We start from the raw sequence: 23501 nt of genomic DNA, 5'->3' as shown, positions 1-23501 counted from the left end.
GACCGCTCGGGGGGTAGGCCCCGGGCCTGGACTACAGCACGAAGCCGGGCTCGCCCTTGACGTCCACGACGGAGCGGCCCGCGGCCGCCCAGACCTGCATGCCGCCGTCCACGTTCACCGCGTCGATGCCCTGCTGGACCAGGTACATCGCGACCTGGGCCGAACGGCCACCGGAACGGCAGATCACATGGACCCGCCCGTCCTGCGGCGCCGCCCCCGTGAACTCGCCGTACCGTGCGACGAACTCACTCAGGGGGATGTGCAGCGCCCCCTCGGCGTGACCCGCCTGCCACTCGTCGTCCTCGCGGACGTCCAGCAGGAAGTCGCCGTCCTTGAGGTCCGCGACCTCGACCGTGGGCACACCAGCTCCGAAATGCATACTCCGACGCTACCCGACGAGAGCGCCGACGTGCCTCGGCCCCGATCGACAGGGCTGTCAGCGTCGAACTTACGCGGTGTACCGGACACCCGGAGATCAGCAACGCCCTCACGAAGACCGCCGCCGTCGCCGACCGGACCGGCTCAGCCGCGCAGCGCCTGCAGTTCGGCTTCCTTCTCCGCCACCTGGGCCAGCAACTGTTCCGCGATGTCGTCCAGGAGACCGTCGGGGTCGTCGGGGGCAAGCCGGAGCAGCGAGCCGATCGCGCTCTCCTCCAGCTCCCGGGCCATGAGCGTGAGCAGTTCCTTGCGCTGCGCGAGCCATTCGAGGCGGGCGTAGAGCTCCTCGCCGGGGCTCGGCCTGCGTTCCTCCGGGACGGGGCCGGCGGCCCACTCCTCGGACAGCTCCCTCAGCTGGGCCTCGTCACCGCGGGCGTAGGCGGCATTGACCCGGGTGATGAACGCGTCGCGCCGCTTGCGCTCGTCCTCGTCTTCGGCGAGGTCGGGGTGGGCTTTGCGGACGAGCTCGCGGTAGAGCTTGCGGGCCTCCTCGCTGGGGCGGACGCGCTGAGGCGGCCGTACGGGCCGGTCCGTCAGCATGGCCTGCGCCTCCGGGAACAGCCCTTCCTCCGAGTCCAGCCAGCCGTGGAACAGTTCCTCGACGCCCGGCATCGGCATGACCCGGGCGCGTGCCTCCTGGGCGCGGCGTATGTCCTCGGGGTCACCGGTGCGGGCGGCCCGCGCCTCAGCGATCTCCGCCTCCAGTTCGTCGAGGCGCGTGTACATCGGCCCCAGCTTCTGGTGGTGCAGCCGCGAGAAGTTCTCGACCTCGACGCGGAAGGTCTCCACGGCGATCTCGTACTCGATCAACGCCTGTTCGGCAGCCCGCACGGCCCGCTCCAGCCGCTCCTCGGGCCGCGCCCCACCCACGGCGCCGTCCCCGGCCCCGGTGGCGTCCACTCCGGTGTCCGCGCCCTGACCGGACCCGGCGCCGTCCACACCCGTGTCCGGGCCCTCACCGGAACCGGCGCCCTCGGCAACCGGTTCCTCGGCAGCGGACAGGGGCTCGCTCTGCTCGGCTTCGGGCGTCGTCACCGGACCAGCGTAAGACACGTCGGCGGCAGCGTTCTCCGGGTCGGGCACGGTGCTGGGTGGCGTCGGGGAAGGGGAAGGCCTCGAGGCACGTCGGCGTATTCCGGGGGCCTCCCCCCGCCCCCCTCCCCCCGCCCCCTCCCTCCCCACCCCCTCAGACCCCCATCTCCCCCACAACCCGCCCACCACGCACCGCCGCCACCAGCTCCGCGTGATCCGCCTCCGTGCGGTCCGCGTACGACACGGCGAACGCGGCCATCGCCTCGTCCAGCTCCTCGTTCTTGCCGCAGTAGGCCGAGATCAGGCGTGGGTCGGCGCTGTGCGTGTGGGCGCGGGCCAGCAGTGCTCCGGTCATGCGGGCGTAGTCGTCGACCTGGTCGGCGGCCAGCGCCGTGGGGTCGACGCTGCCCTTGCGGTTGCGGAACTGCCGTACCTGGTAGGGCCGTCCGTCGACCGACGTCCAGCCCAGCAGGATGTCGCTGACGACCTGCATGCGCTTCTGGCCGAGGACGACCCTGCGGCCCTCGTGCTCCACCTCCGGCACCGGGTGGCCGGCCGTGGCCAGATGGGGGAGCAGGGCGGACGGACGTGCCTCCTTGACCTGGAGGATCAGCGGTTCGCCACGGTGGTCGAGGAGCAGCACCACGTACGAGCGTGTGCCCACGCTGCCCGTGCCGACCACGCGGAACGCCACGTCGTGCACCGCGTACCGGGCCAGGAGCGGAAGGCGGTCCTCGGACAGCGTCGTCAGATACTTTTCCAGCGATGCCGCGACCGCCGCCGCCTCCGCGTCCGGTATGCGGCGTAGCACCGGCGGCGCGTCCACGAAGCGGCGACCGCCTCCCACGACCGGTTCCGTGGACTTCGCCGCGAACCGGCCGCTGGTGTTGTTCCGTGCCTTCTCCGAGACCCGCTCCAGCGTGCCGAGCAGGTCATGGGCGTCCGTGTGGGAGACCAGTTCCTCGTCGGCGATCGCGTTCCACGCGTCCAGGACGGGGAGTCTGGCCAGCAGGCGCATGGTGTGCCGGTAGGCGCCCACGGCGTCGTGCGCCGCCTCCCGGCATCTGTCCTCGTCGGCCCCCGCCTCGCGGCCGGCGAGGACCAGCGACGTGGCGAGGCGCTTGAGGTCCCACTCCCAGGGGCCGTGCACCGTCTCGTCGAAGTCGTTCAGGTCGATGACCAGGCCGCCGCGTGCGTCGCCGTACAGACCGAAGTTCGCCGCGTGTGCGTCGCCGCAGATCTGGGCGCCGATGCCGGTCGTCGGGGTGCGCGCGAGGTCGTACGCCATGAGGCCGGCCGAGCCGCGCAGGAAGGCGAAGGGGGAGGCCGCCATTCTGCCGACGCGTATCGGCGTGAGCTCGGGGATCCGCCCTCTGTTGGACTCCTCCACCGCGGTGACCGCGTCGGGGCGGTCGGCGTCCACCACCAACTCGGCGTGCGCCCGTCGCCGCACCCGGGCGCGCAGGGCCTTGCTCTCCTCCTTGGGAGAGCCCTGAACCGGCCACCGTGCGAAGCCACGCACCGCGGAGATCCTGCCCGCCTGCCGCGGCACCGCCGCCCCGACCTCCGTACCGACCTCGGTCACACCGACCGCCTCCCCCGTTGCTCATGCAGCCGTACGAACATCAACTGCGGATGACCGTACAGGCGGCGGGCGGGAGGCGTCAGACCCTGTGGACAACTCGACAGGTGTGGAAATCCCTGTTCGGGAGGATCCCCGTGCGGTCTCACCAGCGCGCTCCGCTACGGATCCCCACCGGTCCACCTCCGCGGCAAGACCATCCGGGCCGAACTCCCGCTGACGCCCGCGCAGCGGATCAGGTGAACGGCGCTGCAACTGCCGTGTGGTTCCGCGGTGGCGGGCGGGTTGGGGCCGCCCTAGAGTGAGGGAACGTTTTCCGTCATCCCACAACTCCGTCTTCCCACAACGCCGGACGCATCGTGAGAAGTCGGGCCGGTGTGCAGTTCTGGAGGGGCGGGCGGCGGCTCAAGGCTGCGGCAGGCGGCGGCTCAAGGTCCCTGGCCCCCAGGCGTCCGCACGCATCCCCCGCTCGTGACCCGGGAGAGGTGAAAGGCCCGTGGCCCAACGCTCTCAGGAGCCGGTCCCCCAGTCGGTGCTGTCCCCGTTGACCGCTGCCGCGATCTTTCTGGTGACGACCGTGGATCCAGGAGGCGAGCAAGCCGTCCGCGCGTTGCTGTCCGATCTGAACGGGCTGCAGCGGGCCGTCGGCTTCCGTGCCACGCCCAAAGGCAAGCTGAGCTGTGTCGCGGGCATCGGATCCGAGGGATGGGATCGCCTGTTCTCGGGGCCGCGCCCGGCGGAGCTGCACCCCTTCCGCGAGTTGAGCGGGCCCGTGCACCGCGCGGTGTCCACGCCCGGTGATCTGCTCTTCCATATCCGGGCCGCGCGAGTGGACCTGTGCTTCGCGCTGGCCGCCGAGATCATGGAGCGTCTCCGTGGTGCCGTGACGGTGCGTGATGAGGTGCATGGATTCAAGTACTTCGACGTACGGGACCTGCTCGGCTTCGTCGACGGCACGGAGAACCCGGTGGGGCCGGCGGCGAACGCGGCCGTGCTGATCGGCGACGAGGACCCGCTCTTCGCGGGCGGAAGTTATGTGATCGTGCAGAAGTACCTCCACGATCTCCAGGCCTGGAACGCCCTTCCGGTGGAGGAGCAGGAGCGGGCGATCGGGCGTCGGAAGCTCTCCGACGTGGAACTGGACGACGAGGTGAAACCGGCCGACTCGCATGTCGCCCTGACGACGATCGAGGATCCGGACGGCACGAAGCACGAGATCCTGCGCGACAACATGCCCTTCGGCACCGTCGGCAAGGGCGAGTTCGGCACCTACTTCATCGGATACGCGCGCACTCCCGCGGTCACCGAGAGGATGCTGGAGCGTATGTTCCTCGGCGCACCTCCGGCGTCCCATGACCGGATGCTGGACTTCTCCACCGCGGTCACCGGATCGCTGTTCTACGTGCCCACCAGCGACTTCCTCGACGACCTTCCCGACCCGCCGGCGGTAAACGAGTCCGAGTCCGGCACCTCACGCACGGAGACCGGCGCGGTGGCCCTTGGACAGGAGTGAGCGCCGGGCGGACCCTCGGGATCGGTGATCCGAGGGGCAGTGCGGACTCCGCCACGGCGAACAAGCGGAGACCCACCGTGAGATACCTCACGTATCGGGGTCCTGACGGTCATCTCCCCGAGCCGTGCGCTGTCTCACATCCGGCAGGTTGCACAACGAGAAACGGGCCCCTCCAGGACTTTCGTCACTGGCAGAGACCCGTTTCATCGGTTTCTCATGGTGGGGAACCGACGGAATGCGCTGGTCAGCAGCTAAGCAGACCGAGCCGAGCTGGTTTCCCGCGAAGACACTGATCGTTTCCCGCCGTGCACGTCACACGGGGTCCCGGTCAGGTCAGGCAGATGGCCTGTCCTCGCGCACCACGGCGCTGAGGCCCGCGTAGTGGGCGTAGACGTCGGCGACGCCGGTGACCATGAGGAGCTGATAACCCGGATGGGGCACGGCAGCTCGTGGGCCGCGCTGATCTATCAGCACATGACCAGTGGCCGTGATCGGGCCATTGCCGACCGCCTCGGCGCGATGATCCGCAAGGACGGGGAAGACCCACCCGAGTCCGGGAGGATGTGGACTCCATGCGGACTTAGTGGCACGCGAGTGGCACGGAGCCGAACACGGCAATGGGCCAGCCTGGGAGAAAACCCCTCCTGACCTGGACCCTAGTCGTGTGCCCCGGCAGGATTCGAACCTGCGACACCCGTTTTAGGAGTCCCGGTGGGGGAGCACACTCACCGTTGCTGAGCCGTCCGCTCACGCATCGTTCACGCATGGCGGGCAGCTGACCTGCTGCATCAGCGCGTTTGGCGTCGCCGTGGGAGAACGAAGGTCGCTACCAGGCGCCGACCTTCTCCAGCAGGAGATGGAGGTCGTGGGTGGCTTCGGCGGTGGCGAACATCGCGGCCACGAGGACGGATGCGGTCGCGGCAGTGAGAGCGGGGTGGCGTCCCAGGGGCGGGGCGAGGAGCGCGGCGACACGGCGGGGTACTGGGCCCGCTCCGGTGAGTGGACCGCGGCGGCTACGGAGGCCACGCATGCCGAGGATGCCGAAAGCGGCGCCGGCGGCGCGGGCCAAGGCCGGTGCGCGGTGGGCGGCGAGGGCCGCCTTGCCGACGGTGCGGGCGACCTGGGTGCGGTCGCCGGTGGTGGTGACCGCGTTCTCGTCGGCCCAGCGCTCGATGGTGTAGGTGACGGCGGTGGCGAGCGGGCGCAGAAGCGGGTTGGCGGAGGCGCCGAGCTGGGCGAGAGCGACGAAGGCGTAATGGTGGGCGGTCAGGTGGGCGCGTTCGTGGGCGAGCAGGATGCCGTGCTCGGAATCGTCGAGCGTGTGGAGCATGCCGGTGGAGACGACGACCCGGCCGGGCAGCCCGGGCAGCGCGTAGGCGTCGGCTGCCTCGTCATCGACGATCACGAGGCCGTCGCGGGTGGGCATGCACGCGGCGTCCAGCGTTGCCGCGGCCAGCGTGCGGGCCCGGCGCCAGACCATGCGGGCGGCGGTGAGCACAGCGCTGCCCAAGAGCAGGCCGGCGATCAGGGCGACGGAGAGCTGGGCGGGGTCGTGGTGCTGCGCGGTGTACGCCGACCAGTGGCCGAGGCCGGCCAGCTGCGGGACGCGGATCAGGCCGGTGACGGCCAGCAAACCGAGGGAGACCGTGCTCGCCGCGCCCAGGACGAGCGCCGAGGCGGTCAGCAGCCAGGTGGCCAGACGGGGTTCGCATCGCTCGGACAGCGGCCGAGCCCCGAACGGGGCGATCAACGAGAGCAGCAGCGGCAGATAGACGGCGATCCGCATCCGTATGTCGCCTCCTACCGGTTGAATTCCTGCTCGGGGTCGAGCAGTTGGCGCAGCAGGTCGGCATCCGTGTCGGACAGACCGTCGGCGAAGCGGGCGAGCACGGCCTCGCGGTCGGGCCGCTCCTCCAGGACGGTGCGCATGCGGCGGGCGGCGAAGCCGGCGTCGTCGGTGACCGGGGCGTAGGCGTAGGCCCTTCCGCGCGGGGTGCGGGTGAGCAGGCCCTTGGTGTGCATGCGGGTCAGGATCGTCACCACGCTGCTGTACGCCAGCTCGCCGCCGAGGAGTTCGGTCACCTCGCCCGGGGTCAGCGCGGTCCCGGCCCGCTGGAGGAGGTCGAGGAGCTCGGTCTCCCGGGCGCCGTTCGCCCGTTTCGGACCCCGCCCCTGTGCATCGGCTCCCATGAGTTTGTCGTTCTCCCGCATCGCCCTCTATCTTCTACACCCGTGTAGGAGTTCTACTCCCGTGTAAAAGCATCCGTGCCCCGAGTGTGCCACACAGATGGGTCCCACATGAGCGCCATCAGCATCGGCCAGGCCGTCGTCCTCGGAGTCGTCGAGGGGGTGACCGAGTTCCTGCCCGTCTCCTCCACGGGCCACCTGAAGATCACCGAGGGGCTCATGCGCATCCCGGTCGACGACACCTCGGTGGTCGGCTTCACCGCCGTCATCCAGGTCGGCGCGATCGCCGCCGTACTCGTCTACTTCTTCAAGGACATCACGCGCATCGTCACCGCCTGGGGGCGCGGGCTGACCAACCGCGAGGAGCGATATCACCACGACTACAAGTTCGCCTGGTGGGTCATATACGCCACCATCCCGATCGTCGTCGTCGGCCTGGCCGCCAAGAAGCTCGTCGAGGGCCCGCTCGGTTCGCTCTGGGTGGTGGCCGGGTCGCTGATCGTCGGGTCCGGCGTGATGTGGGCGGCGGACCAGATGGGCCGCCACAAGCGCGGCGAGGACGACACCACGTTCAAGGACGCGATGCTGGTCGGCTGCTCGCAGATCCTCGCCCTGCTCTTCCCCGGCTTCTCGCGCTCCGGCGCCACCATGTCCACCGCGCTCATCCTCGACCTCGACCGCGTCGCCGCCACCCGCCTCTCCTTCTTCCTCGGCATCCCCGCCCTCACCGGAGCCGGCCTCTACGAGCTGAAGGACGCCGTGGGCGCCGGGGTCGGCGCTGCCCCTCTGGCCGTCGGCACCGCCGTCTCGTTCGTGGTGGCCTACGCCTCCATCGCCTGGCTGCTGAAGTTCGTCGCCAAGCACTCCTTCAACGCCTTCGTGATCTACCGGATCATCGTCGGAGTGGGGCTGCTGGGCCTTCTGGCGACTGGAGCGCTCACCGCCTGACCTCAACTCTGTACGCCATGAAATGTAACGCGTGCTACGTTCTATGGCGTGACGAATGCGAACACGGAACCCGGGAGCCGCTGGCTCGTCCTTGTGATCAAGCTCCCCGCGGAGCCCTCGCGGCACCGGGTCGCGGTCTGGCGCGAGCTGCGCAGGATCGGCGCGCTCTCGCTCGGCCAGGGCATCTGGGCCGTACCCGACGTGCCTGTCTTCGCGGACGGCGTCGCCCGCGCGCTAGAACTCACCGGACAGGCAGACGGCCAGGCGGTGACCCTGAACGCGTCCGGGCGCAGTACCGAAGACGCCACCCGGTTCCAGGCACTGTTCACCGCCGCCCGGTCCGCGGACTGGGCCGAGTTCCTCGCCGACTGCGGCAAGTTCGAGGCCGAGCTGGCCAAGGAGATCCGCATCGCCAAGTTCACCCTGGCCGAGCTGGAGGAAGAGGAGCAGTCGCTGGAACGGCTGCGGCGCTGGCACCGCGACCTGACCGCGCGGGACGTGTTCGGCGCACCGGAAGCGGCGAAAGCCGCCGAACGTCTCAAACAGTGCACCGCCGCCTGCGAGGACTACGCGGAACGCGTCTTCGCTGCCCTGCACCAGACCCCGGAGCAGGATCAGTGAGTACGTCTACGACTGCGCAGGCGGCTCCGGCCAGGCAGATGTGGCCGCTGTACGCGGCCGGGTTCACCACCGCCTTCGGCGCGCACGGCATCGCCGCCAACCTCGGCGGCCACACTACGGACGCCGTCACCTCGCTGATGGTGCTCGGCGGCCTGCTCGCGCTCTACGACGGCGCCGAGGTGTTACTGAAGCCGCTGTTCGGCACCCTCGCCGACCGCATCGGCGCCCGGCCCGTGCTGCTCGGCGGCCTCGTCGCCTTCGCCGCCGCCTCCGCGCTCTATGCCCTGGCGGACAGCCCGGGCTGGCTCTGGGCCGCCCGCCTCGGCCAGGGCGCCGCGGCCTCCGCGTTCTCGCCCTCCGCCTCCGCGCTGGTCGCCCGCCTCAATCCGACCGCGAAACACGGCCGGGCGTTTGGCAGTTACGGCTTCTACAAATCGATCGGCTATACCCTCGGCCCGCTGCTCGGCGGAGTGCTGGTGTGGGCCGGTGGCCTGCGGCTGCTGTTCACAGTCCTGGCGGTGCTCGGCGCGGCGGTCGCCGTATGGGCGGCGCTCGCCGTGCCCGTCGTACCGCCGCTGCCCAAGGCCCGGCAGACGGTGCTCGACCTCGCCCGGCGGCTGGCCGACCCCGCCTTCCTCGCCCCGACCGCGGCACTGGCCGCGGCGACCGCCGCCCTCTCGGTCGGCGTGGGCTTCCTCCCCGTCTCGGGCAGGGTGGCCGGGATGGGCACGGTGGCCACCGGCGCCGCCGTGTCGGTGCTCGCCGCCTGCGCGGCCGTCGTTCAGCCACGGGCCGGACGCGCCCTGGACATGGGCCGCCTCACCACCCGCTCCGGCCTCACCGCCGGACTGCTGCTGACGGCTGCCGGACTAGGCTGCGCCATGCGGCCCGGCCTGGTCGGCACCCTGACCGGCGCCGCCCTGATCGGCTTCGGCACCGGCCTGATCACCCCGCTCGGCTTCGCCGCCCTCGCCGCGTCCACTCCCGCCGAGCGCCTCGGCCAGACCATGGGCGCCGCCGAACTCGGCCGTGAACTCGGCGACGCGGGCGGCCCGTTGCTCGTCGCCGTCGTGGCCACGGCGACCACCCTCACCCACGGGTTCGCGACCCTGGCCCTGCTGATCGCCGTCGGTCCGGTCATTGGACTCGTACGCCGTCGTCTCAGCAGCTGATGTCGAGGGTGACGGCGGCGCCGGGCGAGGTGTTCTCGGCGCCTGCGGTGCCGTCGTGGGAGGCGGCGACCGCGGCGACCAGGCCGAGGCCGGTGCCGGGCGTGGTGCGGCTGGACTCGGCGCGGGTGAAGCGGTCGAAGGCATGCGGGAGGAACTCGGCCGGGAACCAGGGCCCTCGTCGGTCACCGACAGGCTCAGGCGCCCGCCTCGGACCGTCGCGCCAAAGAGCTCAGCCCGCCCGACTCGCCGCCATGAACGGCAGTTGTGCCGTCGGTGCCCGGCCCCGGCCCCTCAACCGACCACGGTCGCGGGCATGTCCCGCAGCCCAAGCCGTAGGTGCTCGACGTGGTAAAGGGCCTGATCCAGGAGTTCGGCCACGTAGTTGTCGTAGAGCGCATAGACGACCGACCGGCCCTGACGCTCACCGGTGACCAGGCCGAGGTTGCGCAGCAGACGCAGCTGGTGCGAACAGGCGGACTGTTCCATCCCGACCGCGTCGGCCAGTTCCGTAGCCGCGCACGGATCCTCCTGCAGTCGGGCCAGAATCCTCAGCCGCGAAGGCGTGGCCAGGGCCTGAAGGGTGGTCGCCACATCAGCGGCACCAACGGACTCCAAGCGGTCTCGTGCGGTGGCGGTGGTATCGGCGTCAGCTCCGTGGCCCATGCCCACTATCCTACGGACATGAACGCATGAATGGGTCTTCATCTGTTCCTGTACGGTGGACGGGTGGCACGGGCTTGCCCCGGTTGCCGTCATCTCGTCATGCCGTCGTGAAGGACCCTCGTCTCCCATGCGCTCCACCCTGACCGCTCCCTCCACAGACCGGGCCGCGACCCAGCGCGATGGCGGTGCATCCTGGCGCCGCACCCGGGTCTTCGCCCTGCCCGAGGCACGCTGGGCCGCCGCGGCTACCATCCTTTTCCTGCTCGCGCTCCCGCTGCAGCTGACCGGTGCCCCTGCGTGGGCGTGGGGGCCCCTGTACGCGCTGTCGTACGCGACGGGTGGCTGGGAGCCGGGATGGGCGGGCCTGCAGGCGCTCAAGGAGAAGACCCTCGACGTCGACCTGCTGATGATCGTGGCGGCTCTCGGGGCGGCGGCGATCGGTCAGGTGATGGACGGCGCGTTGCTGATCGTCATCTTCGCCACGTCGGGCGCGCTGGAGGCGCTGGCCACGGCGCGGACGGCCGACTCCGTGCGAGGGCTGCTGGACTTGGCACCCGCCAAGGCGACCCGTTTCGACATCGATGGAAGCGAAGTGATCGTCCCTGTCGAAGAACTCGCGGTCGGGGACATCATCCTCGTCCGGCCCGGTGAGCGAGTCGGCGCCGACGGCCGTGTCCTGGAGGGGGCCAGTGACGTAGACCAGGCGACCATTACCGGTGAGCCGCTGCCCGTCGCCAAGGAGGCGGGCGACGAGGTCTTCGCGGGCACCCTCAACGGCACCGGCGCCCTACGCGTACGTGTCGAGCGGGATGCCTCCGACACCGTGATCGCCCGGATCGTCCGGATGGTGGAGGAGGCATCCGAGACCAAGGCGCCCACGCAGTTGTTCATCGAAAAAGTCGAACAGCGCTACTCGCTGGGCATGGTCGCGGCAACGATCGCCGTCTTCCTCATCCCACTCGCCGTCGGCACGGGGCTCGCCCACTCGTTGCTGCGCGCCATGACCTTCATGATCGTGGCCTCGCCGTGCGCGGTGGTCCTGGCCACCATGCCGCCGCTGCTGTCCGCGATCGCCAACGCCGGGCGCCACGGCGTGCTCGTGAAGTCGGCGGTGGTCATGGAACGACTCGGACAGGTCGACGCAGTCGCGCTCGACAAGACCGGAACGCTGACCGAAGGCACACCGCGCGTCACCGACGTCCGGCCGCTCGCCGGATCCGGGCTGAACGAGGACGAACTGCTCACCCTCGCCGCGGCGGCCGAACACCCGAGCGAGCACCCGCTGGCCCGCGCCGTCGTGGACGCAGCGCGCGAGCAGGGACTCGACCTCCCTGTAGCGGACGACTTCAACTCCACGCCCGGAGTCGGGGTGACCGCATCCGTCGGCGGGCGAGCGGTCGCGGTCGGCGCACCGGCACGGCTGCTGGAGGGCTCTTCGGACGCATACTCCGCGCGAGCGGCCATCGTCGTACGCGAACTGGAGGACACCGGCCGGACCGCCGTCCTGGTCTCCGTGGACGGCGCCCCCGTCGGACTGCTCGCCATCGCCGACCGGCTCCGCACCGACGCCACCGCAACCGTGGCCTCCCTGACGTCCCTCACCGGGACTGCACCTGTGCTGCTGACCGGCGACAATGCGCGTGCCGCCGCCCGTCTGGCCAGCGAGGTCGGCATCGACGACGTACGGGCAGGGTTGCTGCCGCAGCACAAGGTCGACGCGGTCAACGAACTGGAGCATGCGGGCCGCAGGGTGATGGTCGTCGGTGACGGCGTCAACGACGCCCCTGCCCTGGCGGCCGCCCACACCGGCCTCGCCATGGGCCGGGCAGGATCCGACCTCGCGCTGGAGACCGCCGACGCGGTGATCGTCCGCGATGAGCTCCGTACGGTCCCCGCCGTGATCGCGCTGTCCCGCCGGGCCCGCAAGCTGGTCGTGCAGAACCTGATCATCGCGGGCATTTTCATCGCCGGCCTGGTCGCCTGGGACCTGATCGGCACCCTGCCGCTGCCGCTCGGCGTGGCCGGCCACGAAGGGTCCACCGTCATCGTCGGCCTCAACGGACTGCGGCTGCTGCGCGAGGCGGCGTGGAAACGGGCAGTCCAGTGAGCCGCCGCAAGGTTTCCCCACAGGCGGAGTCCCGGTGCACGGTCACCGTGTGCCGAGGCTGCTGCTGCGGCACGGACAAGATCCCCGGCGTCGACCACGCCGCCCAACTCGCGGCGCTCAAGACCGAACTGTCGTCGGCTGCCCGGATCCGGGTGGTGAACTGCCTCGACGCCTGCGAGCAGGCCAACGTCATCGTCGTACAGCCCTCAACGGCTGGACGGGCCGCCAGTGGGCGCCCGGTCTGGCTCGGGCTGGTCAACGACCCGGACGCGACTGCCGACATCGCGGCCTGGATACGCGCCGGAGGACCAGGCCTCACCGAGATGCCCGAGATCCTCGACCTGTACGCCTTCGGGCCTTCACGCCGGATACGACGGGCCGCCGTCGAGGACTGAGCGCGCTCCGCCGACGCGTTCCCTCAGGGGGTGTGCAGCGCGTCGGCTCGATAGGCGTGGCTGTGCCGCCAGCCGTTCGGCCCCCGTACCGCCTCCACGAGGTGCGGATGGCCATCGCGCAGATCGTTGTGCTCGTGCTCGACGATCACCCGCTCCTTCGACGGCCACAGACGCACCGCCAGAAGTCCGGCCGTCAGGGCGATCGCCCCCAGCGCGATCACCGCAGACTGCAGGCCCGCCGCCGCGCCCAGCCATCCGGCCAGCGGGTACGTCAGCAGCCAGCAGCTGTGCGACAGGGAGAACTGGGCGGCGAACGCCGACGGGCGTTCCTCGGGCGGCGCGGAGCGACGGATCAGCCGACCGGTGGGCGTGAGGACCATCGAGCAGGCGGCGCCGAACGCCGCCCAGACGATCAGCAGCGCGGGCCACTGCCAGCCTCCGGTCCCGGCCGCCGTGACGGCGCCGAGCGCGGCGAAGACCAGCGTGAGCAGCAAGGTACCGCGCAGCATCACCGCACGGTCGGTGACCCTTGCCAGGACGCGAGGCAGTATCAGCGCCACGATCATCGAGCCGCCGCCGTACGCGCCCAACGCCAGCGACACGTCCGCGGCGCTCCGTCCGAACTGGTCGCGGACGTACACCACGCTGTCGACGGTCACCATCGCGCTCGCCGCCGCCACCGCCAGGTTGAGGGCAAGAAGCGCACGCAACTGCGGGATGGCGAAGAACAGACGGGTTCCCGCGGTGGCCTTCGCGTAGACGCTGCCGGTACGCGGCGTGGTGCCGGCCAGCGGCTTCGGCAATACCGCCGAGACGACGAGGGCGGCCGAGGCGAGGAAGCCGGCCACCGTGCCCAGGAACAGCCAGTTGTACGTGATCACGGAGAGCAGAGCGGCGGCGAGCGCCGGGCTGAACAGGCTCTCCAAGTCGTAAGCGAGGCGGGACAGGGACAGCGCCTGGGTGTAGTCGCGCTCCTCGGGGAGTACGTCGGGGATGACCGCCTGGAAGGTCGGCGTGAACGCGGCCGATGCGGCTTGGAGCAGGAAGATCAGGACGTACACCTGCCAGACCTGGTCCACGAACGGCATTATCAGCGCGACGGCGGCCCGGGTCAGATCCGCGCCCACCATCAGCGCGCGCCGCGGCAGCCGGTCGGCTACCGCGCCGATGGCCGGAGCGATCGCCACGTACGCCACCATCTTGATCGCCAGCGCTGTACCGAGCACCGATCCGGCGTCGGCGCCCGCGATGTCGTACGCCAGCAGACCGAGCGCGACCGTGGCCAGGCCAGTGCCGACCAGGGCGATGACCTGGGCGGTGAAGAGGTGGCGGTAGGTGGGGTTGCGCAGGACGGACAGCATGCGGGGATCCCATGGACGCGGGCGAGACGAACACGACTGTCCTCCACTGTATCCATAGGTGCGCATCTGCGCACATGTTTACATCTCTTGCGGGCCGCCTTCGCCCGCAACCGTCCGGTGCGGGGTTCTACCCTGTGTGCATGTCTGCTCGCGAGCCACTGCCAACTGCATCCAATACGCATCTGCGTGCGCCGGACAGTGCCCGCCTCGCGGAAGCCACCGAAGTGTTCGCGATGCTGTCCGACACCACCCGGCTGCATCTGCTGTGGCTGCTCGCGCAGGGTGAAGCCGACGTCGGTTCGCTGGCCGAGCGGTGCGCGGCGTCGCGGACGGGCGTCAGCCAGCATCTGGCGAAGCTGCGTCTGGCGGGCCTGGTGGAGACGCGCCGTGAGGGACGGCACGTGTATTACAGCCTCCGCGACGGGCATCTGCGCCGTCTTGTGATGGAGGCCCTCAGCCATGCCGACCACCGGGTGAGCGGCAAGGCTCCCCACGACTGAGGGTGGCGGCCGGCTGAGGGCCTCTGCTGGTGACCGGGGATGGAGCTACTGCTGGGAGCCGGTCCTGCGGCGCAGGAGGTATGCGACGCCGCCCGCCGCGACGATCACCGCGGCACCGATGCCGATCCAGGCGCCCGACGGCAGCCCGCCCTCGTCTTCCTCCCTCTTTGCCTCGGCGACGGGAGAGGCCGAGGTTTCGCTCTCTTCAACGGTGGGCGAGGGTGAGGGCGTCGCGGGCTCACTGGCAGAGGGGCTGGCGGGCTTCGCGCCGGGTGCAGCGGCCTTCAACTTGAGCACGGGCGCCGGGTTCTCGCCGTTCGCGGCACAGCTGCTGCAGCGTGCACGACGGTCATCGCCACAGAACTGTGCAGCCGCTCGTGCCACGCTTCGTGGGCGTCCATGACGTGGTGGGAATCAGCGGGCATGACCATGGCCGTCTGGTGAGGATGGGCAATGGCCAGCCACAGGTGCAGACCCGCTTGAGCAGCACCGCACACCGCGACCGTCGAGGTCAGTGTGTGTGGCCGCCTCGTACCGGCGAGCCCTACACCGAACAGCACCGCGGCCGCTATGAGACCTGGCAGCCATGGTGCCGCCCCTTCGGCGACCAGATGGTGGGCGCTCAGCCCCAGAGCCGTCCCGACGAGCGCGAACACAGCCCGTCCTGCTCACCGACACCGTGCTGGACGACCTGCGCATCGGTCGACCCGATCTTGACCGGCATGAAGCGGCCCTCCTGTTGGACCGAGTCCATTTGCCCACCACGTATCTCAACCGGGTCACCACGAGCCTGTCGGGCGGGGAAGCTCAGCGCGTGTGCCGTGACCACGACGGACATGGCCCTGGGGGGATGATGATCGGCGAACAGGGCTTACCTGCCTGCCTTATTTCAGGTCTGATATGCGATCAGCGCCATCATCCCTGCCTCCCCGTGATAGGCGTTGTGGCAGTGCAGCAACCATTGGCCGGGGTTGTCGGCATCGAAGTAGACGGACACCGTCTTCTTCGGGAGGACGATCGTGGTGTCCTTGCGCGGACCGTCGTTGCCGATCTGGTAGGTGTGGCCGTGCAGGTGCATCGGGTGCCACATGGTGGTGGTGTTGACGAAGTCCAGTCGGACGCGCTCGCCCTCCTCGACGAGGATCGGGTTTGCCGTCGGGTCGTTCATGTCGAACCGCTTGCCGTTGATGGCCCAGTTGTACGCGGCCATGTCGCCGGTGAGCTCGATGCGGTGCACCCGGTCGGCCTTCTTCGTCGAGAGCCGGATGTCGTCAGCGGCCTTGAGCTGGGAGGCGCTCATGATCATGCCGTTCAGCTCTGCGGGTCGGACGGTGGGCTTCGGCGTGCTGCCGGATCCGGTACGGACCAGCGCCATGCCGTTTGTGTTCTTGCCCTCGGCCAGCGCGACCAAGGGGAAGACGCCGTCGGCGAGGGTGACCAGGACGTCGTAGCGTTCCCCCATGCCGACCAGCACGGCGTCGACGTGCTGGTGCTGGACCCGGAATCCATCCGTGTGGGTGATGGTCATCTTGTGGCCGCCGAGCGCGACGCGGTAAGCCGTGTCGCCGCCGGCGTTGATGATGCGTAGCCGGACCCGTGTGCCGGGCTTGGCTGTATAGACGTCCGGGTCGGCAGGGACACGGCCGTTGATCAGGTGGTACGGGTACTTGACGTCCCCGGCGTCCCCGCCCAGGAGAGCGCTGTCGGAGTGCATGAGCATGAACTTCATCGACATACCGCCCCCAGAGGGGGACGGCGAGGCGCTCATTGCGTCCATGCTCCCGCCACTCATGTCCATGCCGCCCATGTCGCCCATGTCGTGGGAGGACGAGCTGGAGTTCCCCATGCCCATTCCGCCCATGTCGCCCATGCCCTGCTTGAGCTCGGCGAAGACCTCGTCGGGGGTGCCCGTGACGCCGTCAACCCAGTCGTCGAGGACGATGACCCACTCGTTGTCGTACGTGAGCGGCTCTTTGGGGTCTTCGATGATCAGGGGTGCGTACAGGCCGCGGTCGAGCTGGACGCCGACGTGGGGGTGGAAGAAGTAGGTTCCGGGGGTGTCTGCGACGAACCGGTAGGTGAAGTTGCTGCCGGCCCGTACGGCGGCCTGGGTGGCCGGAGGCACGCCGTCCATGTCGGAGCGCAGGGCCACGCCGTGCCAGTGGATGGACGTGGTGGTCTTGTTCGGCAGCTGGTTGGAGAGTTCGGCGGCGAGCGTGTCGCCGGCAGACAGCCGCAGTTCCTTGCCCGGGGTTCGGCCGCTGAAAGCCCAGCTCTTGACCATGGCGCCGCCGCCCAGGTCGAGCACGGCGGGCGCGGCGGTCAGGGTTACCTTCTGCACCTTGCCGGTGCTCGTGCGCTTCTTGTCTGCGGCAGCGACCTGCGGGCCGCGAGGGCTGATCAGGGCGGGCTCGGCGCTGGAATTACCGGAACTGCTGCTGCACGCGGCGAGCGCGCCCGCGCCCGCGGCGCCGAGTCCGGCCAGCAGGACGGAGCGGCGATTGATGCTGTTCATGTGGTGGTCCTCTGCTCGATGTGCCGTCGGTCAGGCCGTGTGCGGGCACACCTCACTCCCGAACAGGGCGCGAGGGCGCCTCGGGAACGGCCTAGATCAGCAGGCGAGAAAGGACAGAGAGATCGGGCGGGGCGCGAAGCGCCGTCCCCGGAGGCACGTGCCCGACGAACAGGCCGTACGGGGCGTCCGTATGGGCGGCGAAGGGTGCGGCAGGAGGGGGCACGAGCTGCAGCGTGTCGACGCTCGCGGTCGAGCAGTGCCCCGTGAGGAAGCCCGAGCAAGCGCCGTGCTCGCCGTCCATGGGCGGTGCGGCGACCCGAAGGACCTTGTCGTCCATGGCCATGGCCGCCGACGCCATCCCTGCGGACGCGGACGTGTGGCTCATCCCGGGCATGCCGCTCATGGTCGAGGCCGAGCCCACGGTTGTCGTAGAGGGTGCGTCGTGGTGGACGAGAACGGCGAACGCGGCGAGCAGCACGATGATCACAACCCAAGTCCAGCGCATGGCGCTGGCCGGGGATTCACTCCGCCGGTTTTGGGCTGTCGTCATCGCTTGTGCACCTGATTCGTCCGGGTAGACCTCAGCACCAATATACGGGGGTGGGGTATATTTGCCACTCGGCTTGCTCCCCTTGAGGTGTGATGAAGATCAAGGTGTCGACGGCCGAGCCCGCCACCTCCGTCGTCCAGCAACGACAGGCGAGGGTCCTGCAGCGATCAGGGGGATCCGCACTCAGGTGCTCACTCGTCCCGCTGACCGGGGAAATTGACTGCTATGAACAACGATCCAGCCGGCCATGGAGACAGGGGCACTCCTCCGTCGAACGCCTTTGTGCCTGTGCGCCTCTGCTGGATTTGCGCTGCCATTGGATTTGCGCTGCCATCGAGTCGGTTGCCGAGGCAGAGTGGCGCGGAGAGACGGGCTCGAATTGCGGGACTGTCTGTGACAGCAAGCGGCATGCAACACCGGATGAACGATCACAGCCTGAACTCTGCGGTCGTGACGGCGGGCACGCCCGGTCGCTGACAGCTCGCCACCCACGGAGCCTCCATCGCTCAGCTGTCCGCGCCTGACGGGTTCTCCTACGAGGGGACACGCCGCAAGCGGTGGCCGCCGCCGCGCCCCGGGCAGCGAGGGGTACTGCACTACTACCCCGTCCGGCTAGAGGGAGCGCGCCTGAGCCCAGGCAAGCGCAAGATCGTGGACGTCTGCCGCGGTGTTGCTACTAATCCCCATAGCTGTCACCGTCGAAGTAGGGGCGATCATCTGAGGGGGCGCTGATGCACACTGCCGGCCCCGGCCACCGTATGCGTCGCATCGATGCCTTCACGTACAGCACTGCTGCGGGGAACCGGCCGTCGTGAGGCTCTCGGCGGTAGGCGCGCTTCGTGACCGGCCGCGACCGCGCCCTGGCTCGTGCATCCGTGTCCCGGCCTGATTCGTTTTCACCCCGTTGCCGACCCTTGCCAGGCTCCAGGCGGCCTGCTACTCGATTGCGCTCGCAGAACCATCGCGTCTGCCCCGTCGGCCGGAGTTGCGGCCGTTCCCGCTGCGCACGGCCACGGGGCGCCCTTCTGGTGCAGAACCCTCAAAGGAGAAGTGACCGTGCACGACCACGACATGGAGCGCGGCGCCGCGGCAGCGCCCAAGGATCGCAGTACTGCCGTGCTCGACGTGCGGGGTCTGCGGTGGGCCTCCCGGCAGAGCACCATCCCCGCGGTCCTTGGCCGGCGGCCGGGCGTTGTCGATGTGGAAGCCAACCCGGTGGCCGAGACGGCGACGGTGGTCTTCGACCCGCGTCGTACGTCCCTGGCCGAGCCGCGGCACTGGGTCGAGGAGTGCGGCTACCACTGTGCGGGTCAGTCCGTCCCGACGCACGTCTGCGACCCGATGGCAGAACCCGATCCGCCCACGACGGCACCGGCACCAGGCAAACCGAGGTAACGCCGGTACCAGTGTGCTTCCCGAGGGCGGGCCTGCACCTTCCGTCCGCGAACCCGGCGCCTCCGAGGAGCATCCCCGCCCCGAGCCTGACGAGTCGATGCCCTCGCCGCACGAGATGATGGGCCGCGGCGGACACGAGGGCATGTCGATGGCGGCCATGGTCGCCGACATGCGCAACCGCTTCCTCGTCGCCGCGCTCTTCTCGATCCCCATCGTGATCTGGTCGCCGATCGGCAAGAACGTCCTCCACCTGGACGCGCCCGTCCGCTTCGGGCTGCGCGAGGATGTGTGGGCTCTGTTGCTGAGCCTGCCGGTGATCCTCTACTCGTGCACGATCTTCTTCGAGGGCGCCTGGCGAGCCCTCCGCGCCCGGACCTGCCTGCTCTTGCCCAGACCTACCTCGGTATCGCGATCGGCGCGGGCACCGACGTCGCCATCGAGACCGCCGACCTGGTCCTGATGCGCTCCGACCCGCTGGACGTGCCCATCGCCCTCCGTATCGGCCGCGGCACCCTACGCAAGATGCGCGAGAACCTCGGCTGGGCCATCGGCTACAACGCCCTGGCCGTGCCCATCGCCGCCGGCGTCTTCGAACCGGCCTTCGGCTTGGTCCTGCGCCCGGAGATCGCCGCGCTGTCCATGTCCGGATCCAGCTTCATCGTCGCCGTCAACGCCCTGGCTCCGAAGGGACTTCGACTGCCCGACACACGCCCGGCGCCCACGCAAACTTCAGGGGAGACCACCGTCCGCGGCGTAGACGAGTCTGCCCAGCGGGCCGCCTGAGACCACGCCCGACGGGCCACTCCTCCTTCGACCACATCAGTCGCTTTGAACACTGCTTGAAACCCCGGACGTACTAAGTGCCATAGCAGTTAGGACATTCGCGGTGACGCCGGCCACAAGCGGCGAACCTGCATCCGGCCACCACGGCCCACAGCGTTCAGACGTTCGGGAAGGCGACGATGGGACACCTCGCTCTCAGTTGGTCCATTGCAGCAGTCGCCGCTCCGGTAGCGGCCGTCAGTACGGTCCACCTAGCCACCACCCCCGGCGAGATACGGTTCGCGGCCGGTGGAGATCTCCTCGCCGCATGCGTGTGGGCGCGCGTAAGGGGGACCAGCAACAGGAGTCGCGCTTCTGGCCGGGCTGGGGGCGCTGGCCGCTAGCCATGCCGGACGTGTTCCTGGCGTCCTTGACCCTGTCGATATGGGACAAAGCACGGGCGGCCGAGCGCACCGATCGCGGCCGGCGCCGCAAACTCGGCGCAGCACCCGATGCGGCACTGGCAGCACATATCGGCATGGGCGCAACCATGGCCGCCATGCTGGTGACGATGGCGGTCTGACATGGGCAGGGGGAATCGTCCCCCCGGCAACCCAGCGCCGCGCGGTCACTGCTTTCAGCCACGACCGGCAAACATCTTCCCCGCTGAGGCGTCAGCAGGCAGAGACCTGTAGGCCGCATCACAGTTTCTATATACCCCCCAGGGGTATAGTCTCCGTGTCGGCAAGAAGGGGCCAGGTACCCCACTGGCCTCACAGACGACCACGTCACCACACCCTGAGGAAGTAACCATGACCGATCAGACGATCTCCGGCTCCTGCTGCGGCGGCTCCTGTGGCTCCGGCACCGCGACCGATGTTCAGGGCATCGGTGTCACCTCCGTCTACAAGGTCTCCGGCATGACCTGCGGCCACTGCGAGAGCGCCGTCTCTCAGGAGATATCCGCTCTGCAGGGCGTCACCGGGGTCACAGCAGTCGCCAAGACCGGCGAGGTCACCGTCACGTCCGCCAGCCCGCTGGACGAGGGGACCGTACGCGCCGCCGTCGACGAGGCCGGATACGAGCTTGTCGGCAAGGTCTGACGAGATGGCGGACGCCGAGCGCTGCCGCATAGAACTGCCGGTCTTCCCGACCCGGCACTCTGCGAATTCACTCCCGCGCCGGGACGTACCGCTCCGCTGATACGGACGCCGTACGTCCCGGCCTTCACCAGGAGACACGCAATGACCAGCACGGCAACCCAACGGACGCCGTCCGGCACGACGCCCGCGCCCACACACGAGGTCGAACTCTCCATCGGCGGCATGACCTGCGCCTCGTGCGCCGCCCGTATCGAGAAGAAACTCAACCGCCTGGACGGCGTCACGGCGACGGTCAACTTCGCCACGGAGAAGGCGAAGGTCGCCTACACGGACGGCGTCGAGGTCTCGGACCTGATCACCACCGTGGTGAAGACCGGGTATACCGCCGAGGAGCCTCCACCGCCCGCTCCTCCGACCGGAGACACGCTCCAGAACGAGGCCACTCCGGCGGCAGACCGAGAGCTGCTCTCACTTCGGCAGCGTCTGCTGGTCTCTGTGACGCTCTCCGTCCCTGTCGTCCTGATGGCGATGGTGCCGGCGTTGCAATTCGGCAACTGGCAGTGGCTGTCACTGACGCTCGCCGCACCTGTGGTGGTCTGGGGCGCTTTCCCCTTCCACAAGGCGGCTTGGACGAACGCCCGGCACGGCGCCGCGACCATGGACACACTGGTATCCATAGGCACGCTCGCCGCGTTCGGCTGGTCCCTGTGGGCTCTGTTCTTCGGGCACGCCGGAATGCCGGGCATGCGGCACGGCTTCGAGTTCACCGTCTCCCGAGCCGACGCTTCCTCCTCGATCTACCTGGAAGCCGCGGCCGGCGTGACCGCTTTCATCCTGGCCGGGCGCTACCTCGAGGCGAAAGCCAAGCGTAAGGCGGGCACGGCGCTGCGGGCGCTGCTCGAACTGGGCGCCAAGGACGTTTCAGTGCTGCGTGACGGTGCCGAAGCGCGCATACCGGTGGCGCAATTGGCGGTCGGAGACCGCTTCGTCGTACGCCCCGGCGAGAAGATCGCCACCGACGGCACGGTTGTCGAGGGCGCCTCGGCGGTCGACGCCTCCATGCTGACCGGCGAGTCCGTCCCGGTGGACGTAAGCGTCGGGGACACGGTGACGGGTGCCACGGTGAACGCCGGAGGCCGGGTCGTCGTCGAAGCCACCCGTGTCGGCGCGGACACCCAGCTTGCCCGGATGGCCAAGCTGGTCGAGGACGCGCAGAACGGCAAGGCCGATGTGCAGCGGCTCGCCGACCGCATCTCCGCCGTCTTCGTCCCCGTGGTCATCCTCATCGCCCTGGCGACCTTGCTGACGTGGCTGTTCGTCAGCGGTGACGCGACTGCGGCGTTCACTGCCGCGGTAGCCGTGCTGATCATCGCTTGCCCGTGCGCGCTGGGCCTGGCCACACCGACTGCGCTGATGGTCGGCACCGGCCGCGGTGCCCAGCTGGGCATTCTCATCAAGGGTCCTGAGGTCCTGGAATCCACACGGCGCGTGGACACCGTTGTCCTGGACAAGACCGGAACGGTCACCACCGGGCGGATGCAGCTGCAAGACGTCTTCACAGCTCCGGGCGTGGACGAGGCCGAAATGCTACGACTGGCAGGCGCGGTGGAGTTCGCCTCCGAGCATCCCATTGCCCAGGCAATCGCCGCTGGGGCTGTCGAGCGGGCCGGGGGCCTGCCGGTGCCGGAGAACTTCGAGAATGTCGCGGGTCTGGGCGTCCAAGGAGTCGTCGACGGCCACGCGGTGCTCGTCGGGCGCGAGAAGCTGCTGGCGCAATGGGTCATCGAGCTGCCCCGTGAGCTGGCCGAGGCCAAGGCCGCGGCGGAGGCAGAGGGCCGCACGGCGGTCGCCGTCGCCTGGGACGGCGAGGCGCGCGGTGTGCTCACCGTGGCCGACGCGATCAAGGACACGAGCGCCGAAGCAGTCACGGCACTGCGCCGCCTGGGTCTGAGTCCTGTCCTGCTCACGGGCGACAATCAGCTCGTGGCCGACTCCGTCGCCCGCTCTGTCGGCATCGACGAGGTGATCGCCGAGGTCCTGCCCCAGGACAAGGTGGACGTCGTCAAACGGCTCCAGACCGAGGGCCGCACGGTTGCAATGGTCGGCGACGGCGTCAACGACGCGGCCGCGCTCGCCACCGCCGATCTGGGACTGTCGATGGGCACCGGCACCGACGCGGCGATCGAGGCGGGCGACCTGACGCTCGTCAGCGGCGACCTGCGGGTGGCCGCTGACGCGATCCGCCTCTCCCGGAAAACGCTCACCACCATCAAGGGGAACCTTTTCTGGGCCTTCGGCTACAACGTCGCCGCCCTGCCCCTGGCCGCCTTCGGCATGCTCAACCCGATGATCGCGGGAGCCGCGATGGCCTTCTCCTCGGTCTTCGTCGTCACCAACAGTCTGCGGCTTCGCTCGTTCAAGTAGGCACATCCCAGGCGTCGACGACAGGCGCCCGAGCCTTCGGCTCGGGCGCCTCACCCTGTCGGAGGCGCCACCGGCAACCCCCACTGGTCAGCTAAGGAACTTAGCATTAGGGTGGCTGGGCATCTCGCAGCCGGGAGCCCGCGCCGTAGTGCTGGCACCCCCCGGCACTTGCAATAGGAAGGCGGCCGGGACTTCCGGTGAGGTGCCCCTGGTAAATGCGCAACTGGGGATCC

The 23501-nt window shown here is 69.6% G+C and carries 24 protein-coding genes and 1 pseudogene; 14 read left to right on the top strand and 11 right to left on the bottom strand.

Features of this window, described 5'->3' with window-relative positions; all coding sequences use genetic code 11:
- Nucleotides 1-31: 31 nt before the first annotated feature.
- From ACZ3TS_RS17985 to ACZ3TS_RS17975, 3 genes are all read right to left on the bottom strand, one after another.
- Nucleotides 32-361 carry a rhodanese-like domain-containing protein gene (locus ACZ3TS_RS17985; RefSeq protein WP_467618916.1) on the bottom strand — a complete coding sequence of 110 codons (330 nt, stop codon included), beginning with the start codon at nucleotides 359-361 and terminating at the stop codon, nucleotides 32-34.
- A gap of 161 nt (nucleotides 362-522) precedes the next feature.
- The gene (locus ACZ3TS_RS17980; protein ID WP_467618839.1) at nucleotides 523-1473 is read right to left on the bottom strand and encodes a J domain-containing protein; all 951 of its coding nucleotides are present in this window, start codon (nucleotides 1471-1473) and stop codon (nucleotides 523-525) included.
- Nucleotides 1474-1624: 151 nt separating this feature from the next.
- Complete coding sequence (locus ACZ3TS_RS17975; protein WP_467618837.1) at nucleotides 1625-3055, bottom strand: DUF2252 domain-containing protein; 1431 nt, start codon at nucleotides 3053-3055, stop codon at nucleotides 1625-1627.
- 493 nt (nucleotides 3056-3548) lie between these two features.
- On the opposite strand from ACZ3TS_RS17975, the gene ACZ3TS_RS17970 reads away from it, so the two are divergent.
- Both ACZ3TS_RS17970 and ACZ3TS_RS17965 read left to right on the top strand, forming a co-directional pair.
- Nucleotides 3549-4565 (top strand): Dyp-type peroxidase, encoded by a 1017-nt coding sequence (locus ACZ3TS_RS17970; protein WP_467618836.1) that lies wholly within the window; start codon nucleotides 3549-3551, stop codon nucleotides 4563-4565.
- 417 nt (nucleotides 4566-4982) lie between these two features.
- Nucleotides 4983-5102, top strand: a pseudogene (locus ACZ3TS_RS17965) (site-specific integrase); the annotation flags it as partial.
- Nucleotides 5103-5391: 289 nt separating this feature from the next.
- Here the strand turns inward: ACZ3TS_RS17965 and ACZ3TS_RS17960 are convergent.
- Nucleotides 5392-6351, bottom strand: a complete 960-nt coding sequence (locus ACZ3TS_RS17960) for a M56 family metallopeptidase (protein WP_467618833.1) — start codon at nucleotides 6349-6351, stop codon at nucleotides 5392-5394.
- A gap of 14 nt (nucleotides 6352-6365) precedes the next feature.
- Nucleotides 6366-6776, bottom strand: coding sequence for a BlaI/MecI/CopY family transcriptional regulator (locus ACZ3TS_RS17955; RefSeq protein ID WP_467618832.1), 411 nt, complete (start codon nucleotides 6774-6776; stop codon nucleotides 6366-6368).
- 87 nt (nucleotides 6777-6863) lie between these two features.
- Between ACZ3TS_RS17955 and ACZ3TS_RS17950 the strand changes: the two genes are divergently transcribed.
- The 3 genes from ACZ3TS_RS17950 to ACZ3TS_RS17940 are packed head-to-tail and all read left to right on the top strand — an operon-like array spanning nucleotide 6864 to nucleotide 9493.
- Complete coding sequence (locus tag ACZ3TS_RS17950; RefSeq protein ID WP_467618830.1) at nucleotides 6864-7700, top strand: undecaprenyl-diphosphate phosphatase; 837 nt, start codon at nucleotides 6864-6866, stop codon at nucleotides 7698-7700.
- A gap of 48 nt (nucleotides 7701-7748) precedes the next feature.
- Entirely contained in the window at nucleotides 7749-8321 is a 573-nt protein-coding gene (locus ACZ3TS_RS17945; RefSeq protein WP_467618828.1) for a Chromate resistance protein ChrB, read from the top strand.
- A gap of 38 nt (nucleotides 8322-8359) precedes the next feature.
- Nucleotides 8360-9493 carry an MFS transporter gene (locus ACZ3TS_RS17940; RefSeq protein ID WP_467618914.1) on the top strand — a complete coding sequence of 378 codons (1134 nt, stop codon included), beginning with the start codon at nucleotides 8360-8362 and terminating at the stop codon, nucleotides 9491-9493.
- Between the two features lie 291 nt (nucleotides 9494-9784).
- Here ACZ3TS_RS17940 and ACZ3TS_RS17935 read toward each other — a convergent pair whose 3' ends face one another.
- Complete coding sequence (locus ACZ3TS_RS17935) at nucleotides 9785-10156, bottom strand: ArsR/SmtB family transcription factor (protein ID WP_467618825.1); 372 nt, start codon at nucleotides 10154-10156, stop codon at nucleotides 9785-9787.
- A gap of 127 nt (nucleotides 10157-10283) precedes the next feature.
- Between ACZ3TS_RS17935 and ACZ3TS_RS17930 the strand changes: the two genes are divergently transcribed.
- Together ACZ3TS_RS17930 and ACZ3TS_RS17925 are read left to right on the top strand one after the other, a co-directional pair.
- Nucleotides 10284-12263 carry a heavy metal translocating P-type ATPase gene (locus ACZ3TS_RS17930; RefSeq protein WP_467618823.1) on the top strand — a complete coding sequence of 660 codons (1980 nt, stop codon included), beginning with the start codon at nucleotides 10284-10286 and terminating at the stop codon, nucleotides 12261-12263.
- Complete coding sequence (locus ACZ3TS_RS17925; RefSeq protein WP_467618821.1) at nucleotides 12260-12658, top strand: (2Fe-2S) ferredoxin domain-containing protein; 399 nt, start codon at nucleotides 12260-12262, stop codon at nucleotides 12656-12658. Before ACZ3TS_RS17930 ends, ACZ3TS_RS17925 begins: the two co-directional genes overlap by 4 nt.
- A gap of 23 nt (nucleotides 12659-12681) precedes the next feature.
- Here the strand turns inward: ACZ3TS_RS17925 and ACZ3TS_RS17920 are convergent, their stop codons facing one another.
- Nucleotides 12682-14019 (bottom strand): MFS transporter, encoded by a 1338-nt coding sequence (locus tag ACZ3TS_RS17920; RefSeq protein ID WP_467618818.1) that lies wholly within the window; start codon nucleotides 14017-14019, stop codon nucleotides 12682-12684.
- Between the two features lie 140 nt (nucleotides 14020-14159).
- Between ACZ3TS_RS17920 and ACZ3TS_RS17915 the strand changes: the two genes are divergently transcribed.
- Nucleotides 14160-14519: an ArsR/SmtB family transcription factor gene (locus ACZ3TS_RS17915; protein ID WP_467618816.1), complete on the top strand. Its 360-nt coding sequence runs from the start codon at nucleotides 14160-14162 to the stop codon at nucleotides 14517-14519.
- A gap of 45 nt (nucleotides 14520-14564) precedes the next feature.
- Here ACZ3TS_RS17915 and ACZ3TS_RS17910 read toward each other — a convergent pair whose 3' ends face one another.
- The 4 genes from ACZ3TS_RS17910 to ACZ3TS_RS17895 form a co-directional block, all read right to left on the bottom strand.
- Nucleotides 14565-14816, bottom strand: coding sequence for a hypothetical protein (locus tag ACZ3TS_RS17910; protein ID WP_467618815.1), 252 nt, complete (start codon nucleotides 14814-14816; stop codon nucleotides 14565-14567).
- A 325-nt stretch (nucleotides 14817-15141) separates the two neighbouring features.
- On the bottom strand, nucleotides 15142-15273 hold the full coding sequence (locus ACZ3TS_RS17905) for a hypothetical protein (RefSeq protein ID WP_467618813.1): 132 nt from the start codon (nucleotides 15271-15273) through the stop codon (nucleotides 15142-15144).
- 135 nt (nucleotides 15274-15408) lie between these two features.
- The gene (locus ACZ3TS_RS17900) at nucleotides 15409-17034 is read right to left on the bottom strand and encodes a multicopper oxidase family protein (RefSeq protein ID WP_467618811.1); all 1626 of its coding nucleotides are present in this window, start codon (nucleotides 17032-17034) and stop codon (nucleotides 15409-15411) included.
- 91 nt (nucleotides 17035-17125) lie between these two features.
- The gene (locus ACZ3TS_RS17895; RefSeq protein ID WP_467618810.1) at nucleotides 17126-17584 is read right to left on the bottom strand and encodes a hypothetical protein; all 459 of its coding nucleotides are present in this window, start codon (nucleotides 17582-17584) and stop codon (nucleotides 17126-17128) included.
- A gap of 1050 nt (nucleotides 17585-18634) precedes the next feature.
- Here ACZ3TS_RS17895 and ACZ3TS_RS17890 point away from each other — a divergent pair.
- The 6 genes from ACZ3TS_RS17890 (at nucleotide 18635) to ACZ3TS_RS17865 (ending at nucleotide 23268) form a co-directional block, all read left to right on the top strand.
- On the top strand, nucleotides 18635-18979 hold the full coding sequence (locus ACZ3TS_RS17890) for a cation transporter (RefSeq protein WP_467618808.1): 345 nt from the start codon (nucleotides 18635-18637) through the stop codon (nucleotides 18977-18979).
- Between the two features lie 97 nt (nucleotides 18980-19076).
- Nucleotides 19077-19439, top strand: a complete 363-nt coding sequence (locus ACZ3TS_RS17885) for a hypothetical protein (RefSeq protein WP_467618807.1) — start codon at nucleotides 19077-19079, stop codon at nucleotides 19437-19439.
- Nucleotides 19439-19762: a hypothetical protein gene (locus ACZ3TS_RS17880; protein ID WP_467618805.1), complete on the top strand. Its 324-nt coding sequence runs from the start codon at nucleotides 19439-19441 to the stop codon at nucleotides 19760-19762. The genes ACZ3TS_RS17885 and ACZ3TS_RS17880 overlap by 1 nt, the downstream gene beginning before the upstream one ends.
- Nucleotides 19763-20069: 307 nt before the next feature.
- Nucleotides 20070-20324, top strand: a complete 255-nt coding sequence (locus ACZ3TS_RS17875; RefSeq protein ID WP_467618804.1) for a hypothetical protein — start codon at nucleotides 20070-20072, stop codon at nucleotides 20322-20324.
- Nucleotides 20325-20553: 229 nt separating this feature from the next.
- On the top strand, nucleotides 20554-20844 hold the full coding sequence (locus tag ACZ3TS_RS17870) for a heavy-metal-associated domain-containing protein (protein ID WP_467618802.1): 291 nt from the start codon (nucleotides 20554-20556) through the stop codon (nucleotides 20842-20844).
- A 141-nt stretch (nucleotides 20845-20985) separates the two neighbouring features.
- The gene (locus tag ACZ3TS_RS17865; RefSeq protein WP_467618800.1) at nucleotides 20986-23268 is read left to right on the top strand and encodes a heavy metal translocating P-type ATPase; all 2283 of its coding nucleotides are present in this window, start codon (nucleotides 20986-20988) and stop codon (nucleotides 23266-23268) included.
- Nucleotides 23269-23501: the final 233 nt, after the last annotated feature.

The sequence above is a fragment of the Streptomyces sp. NPDC022910 genome, from assembly GCF_055561075.1.
This window is presented reverse-complemented; position numbering and strand designations above follow the sequence as displayed.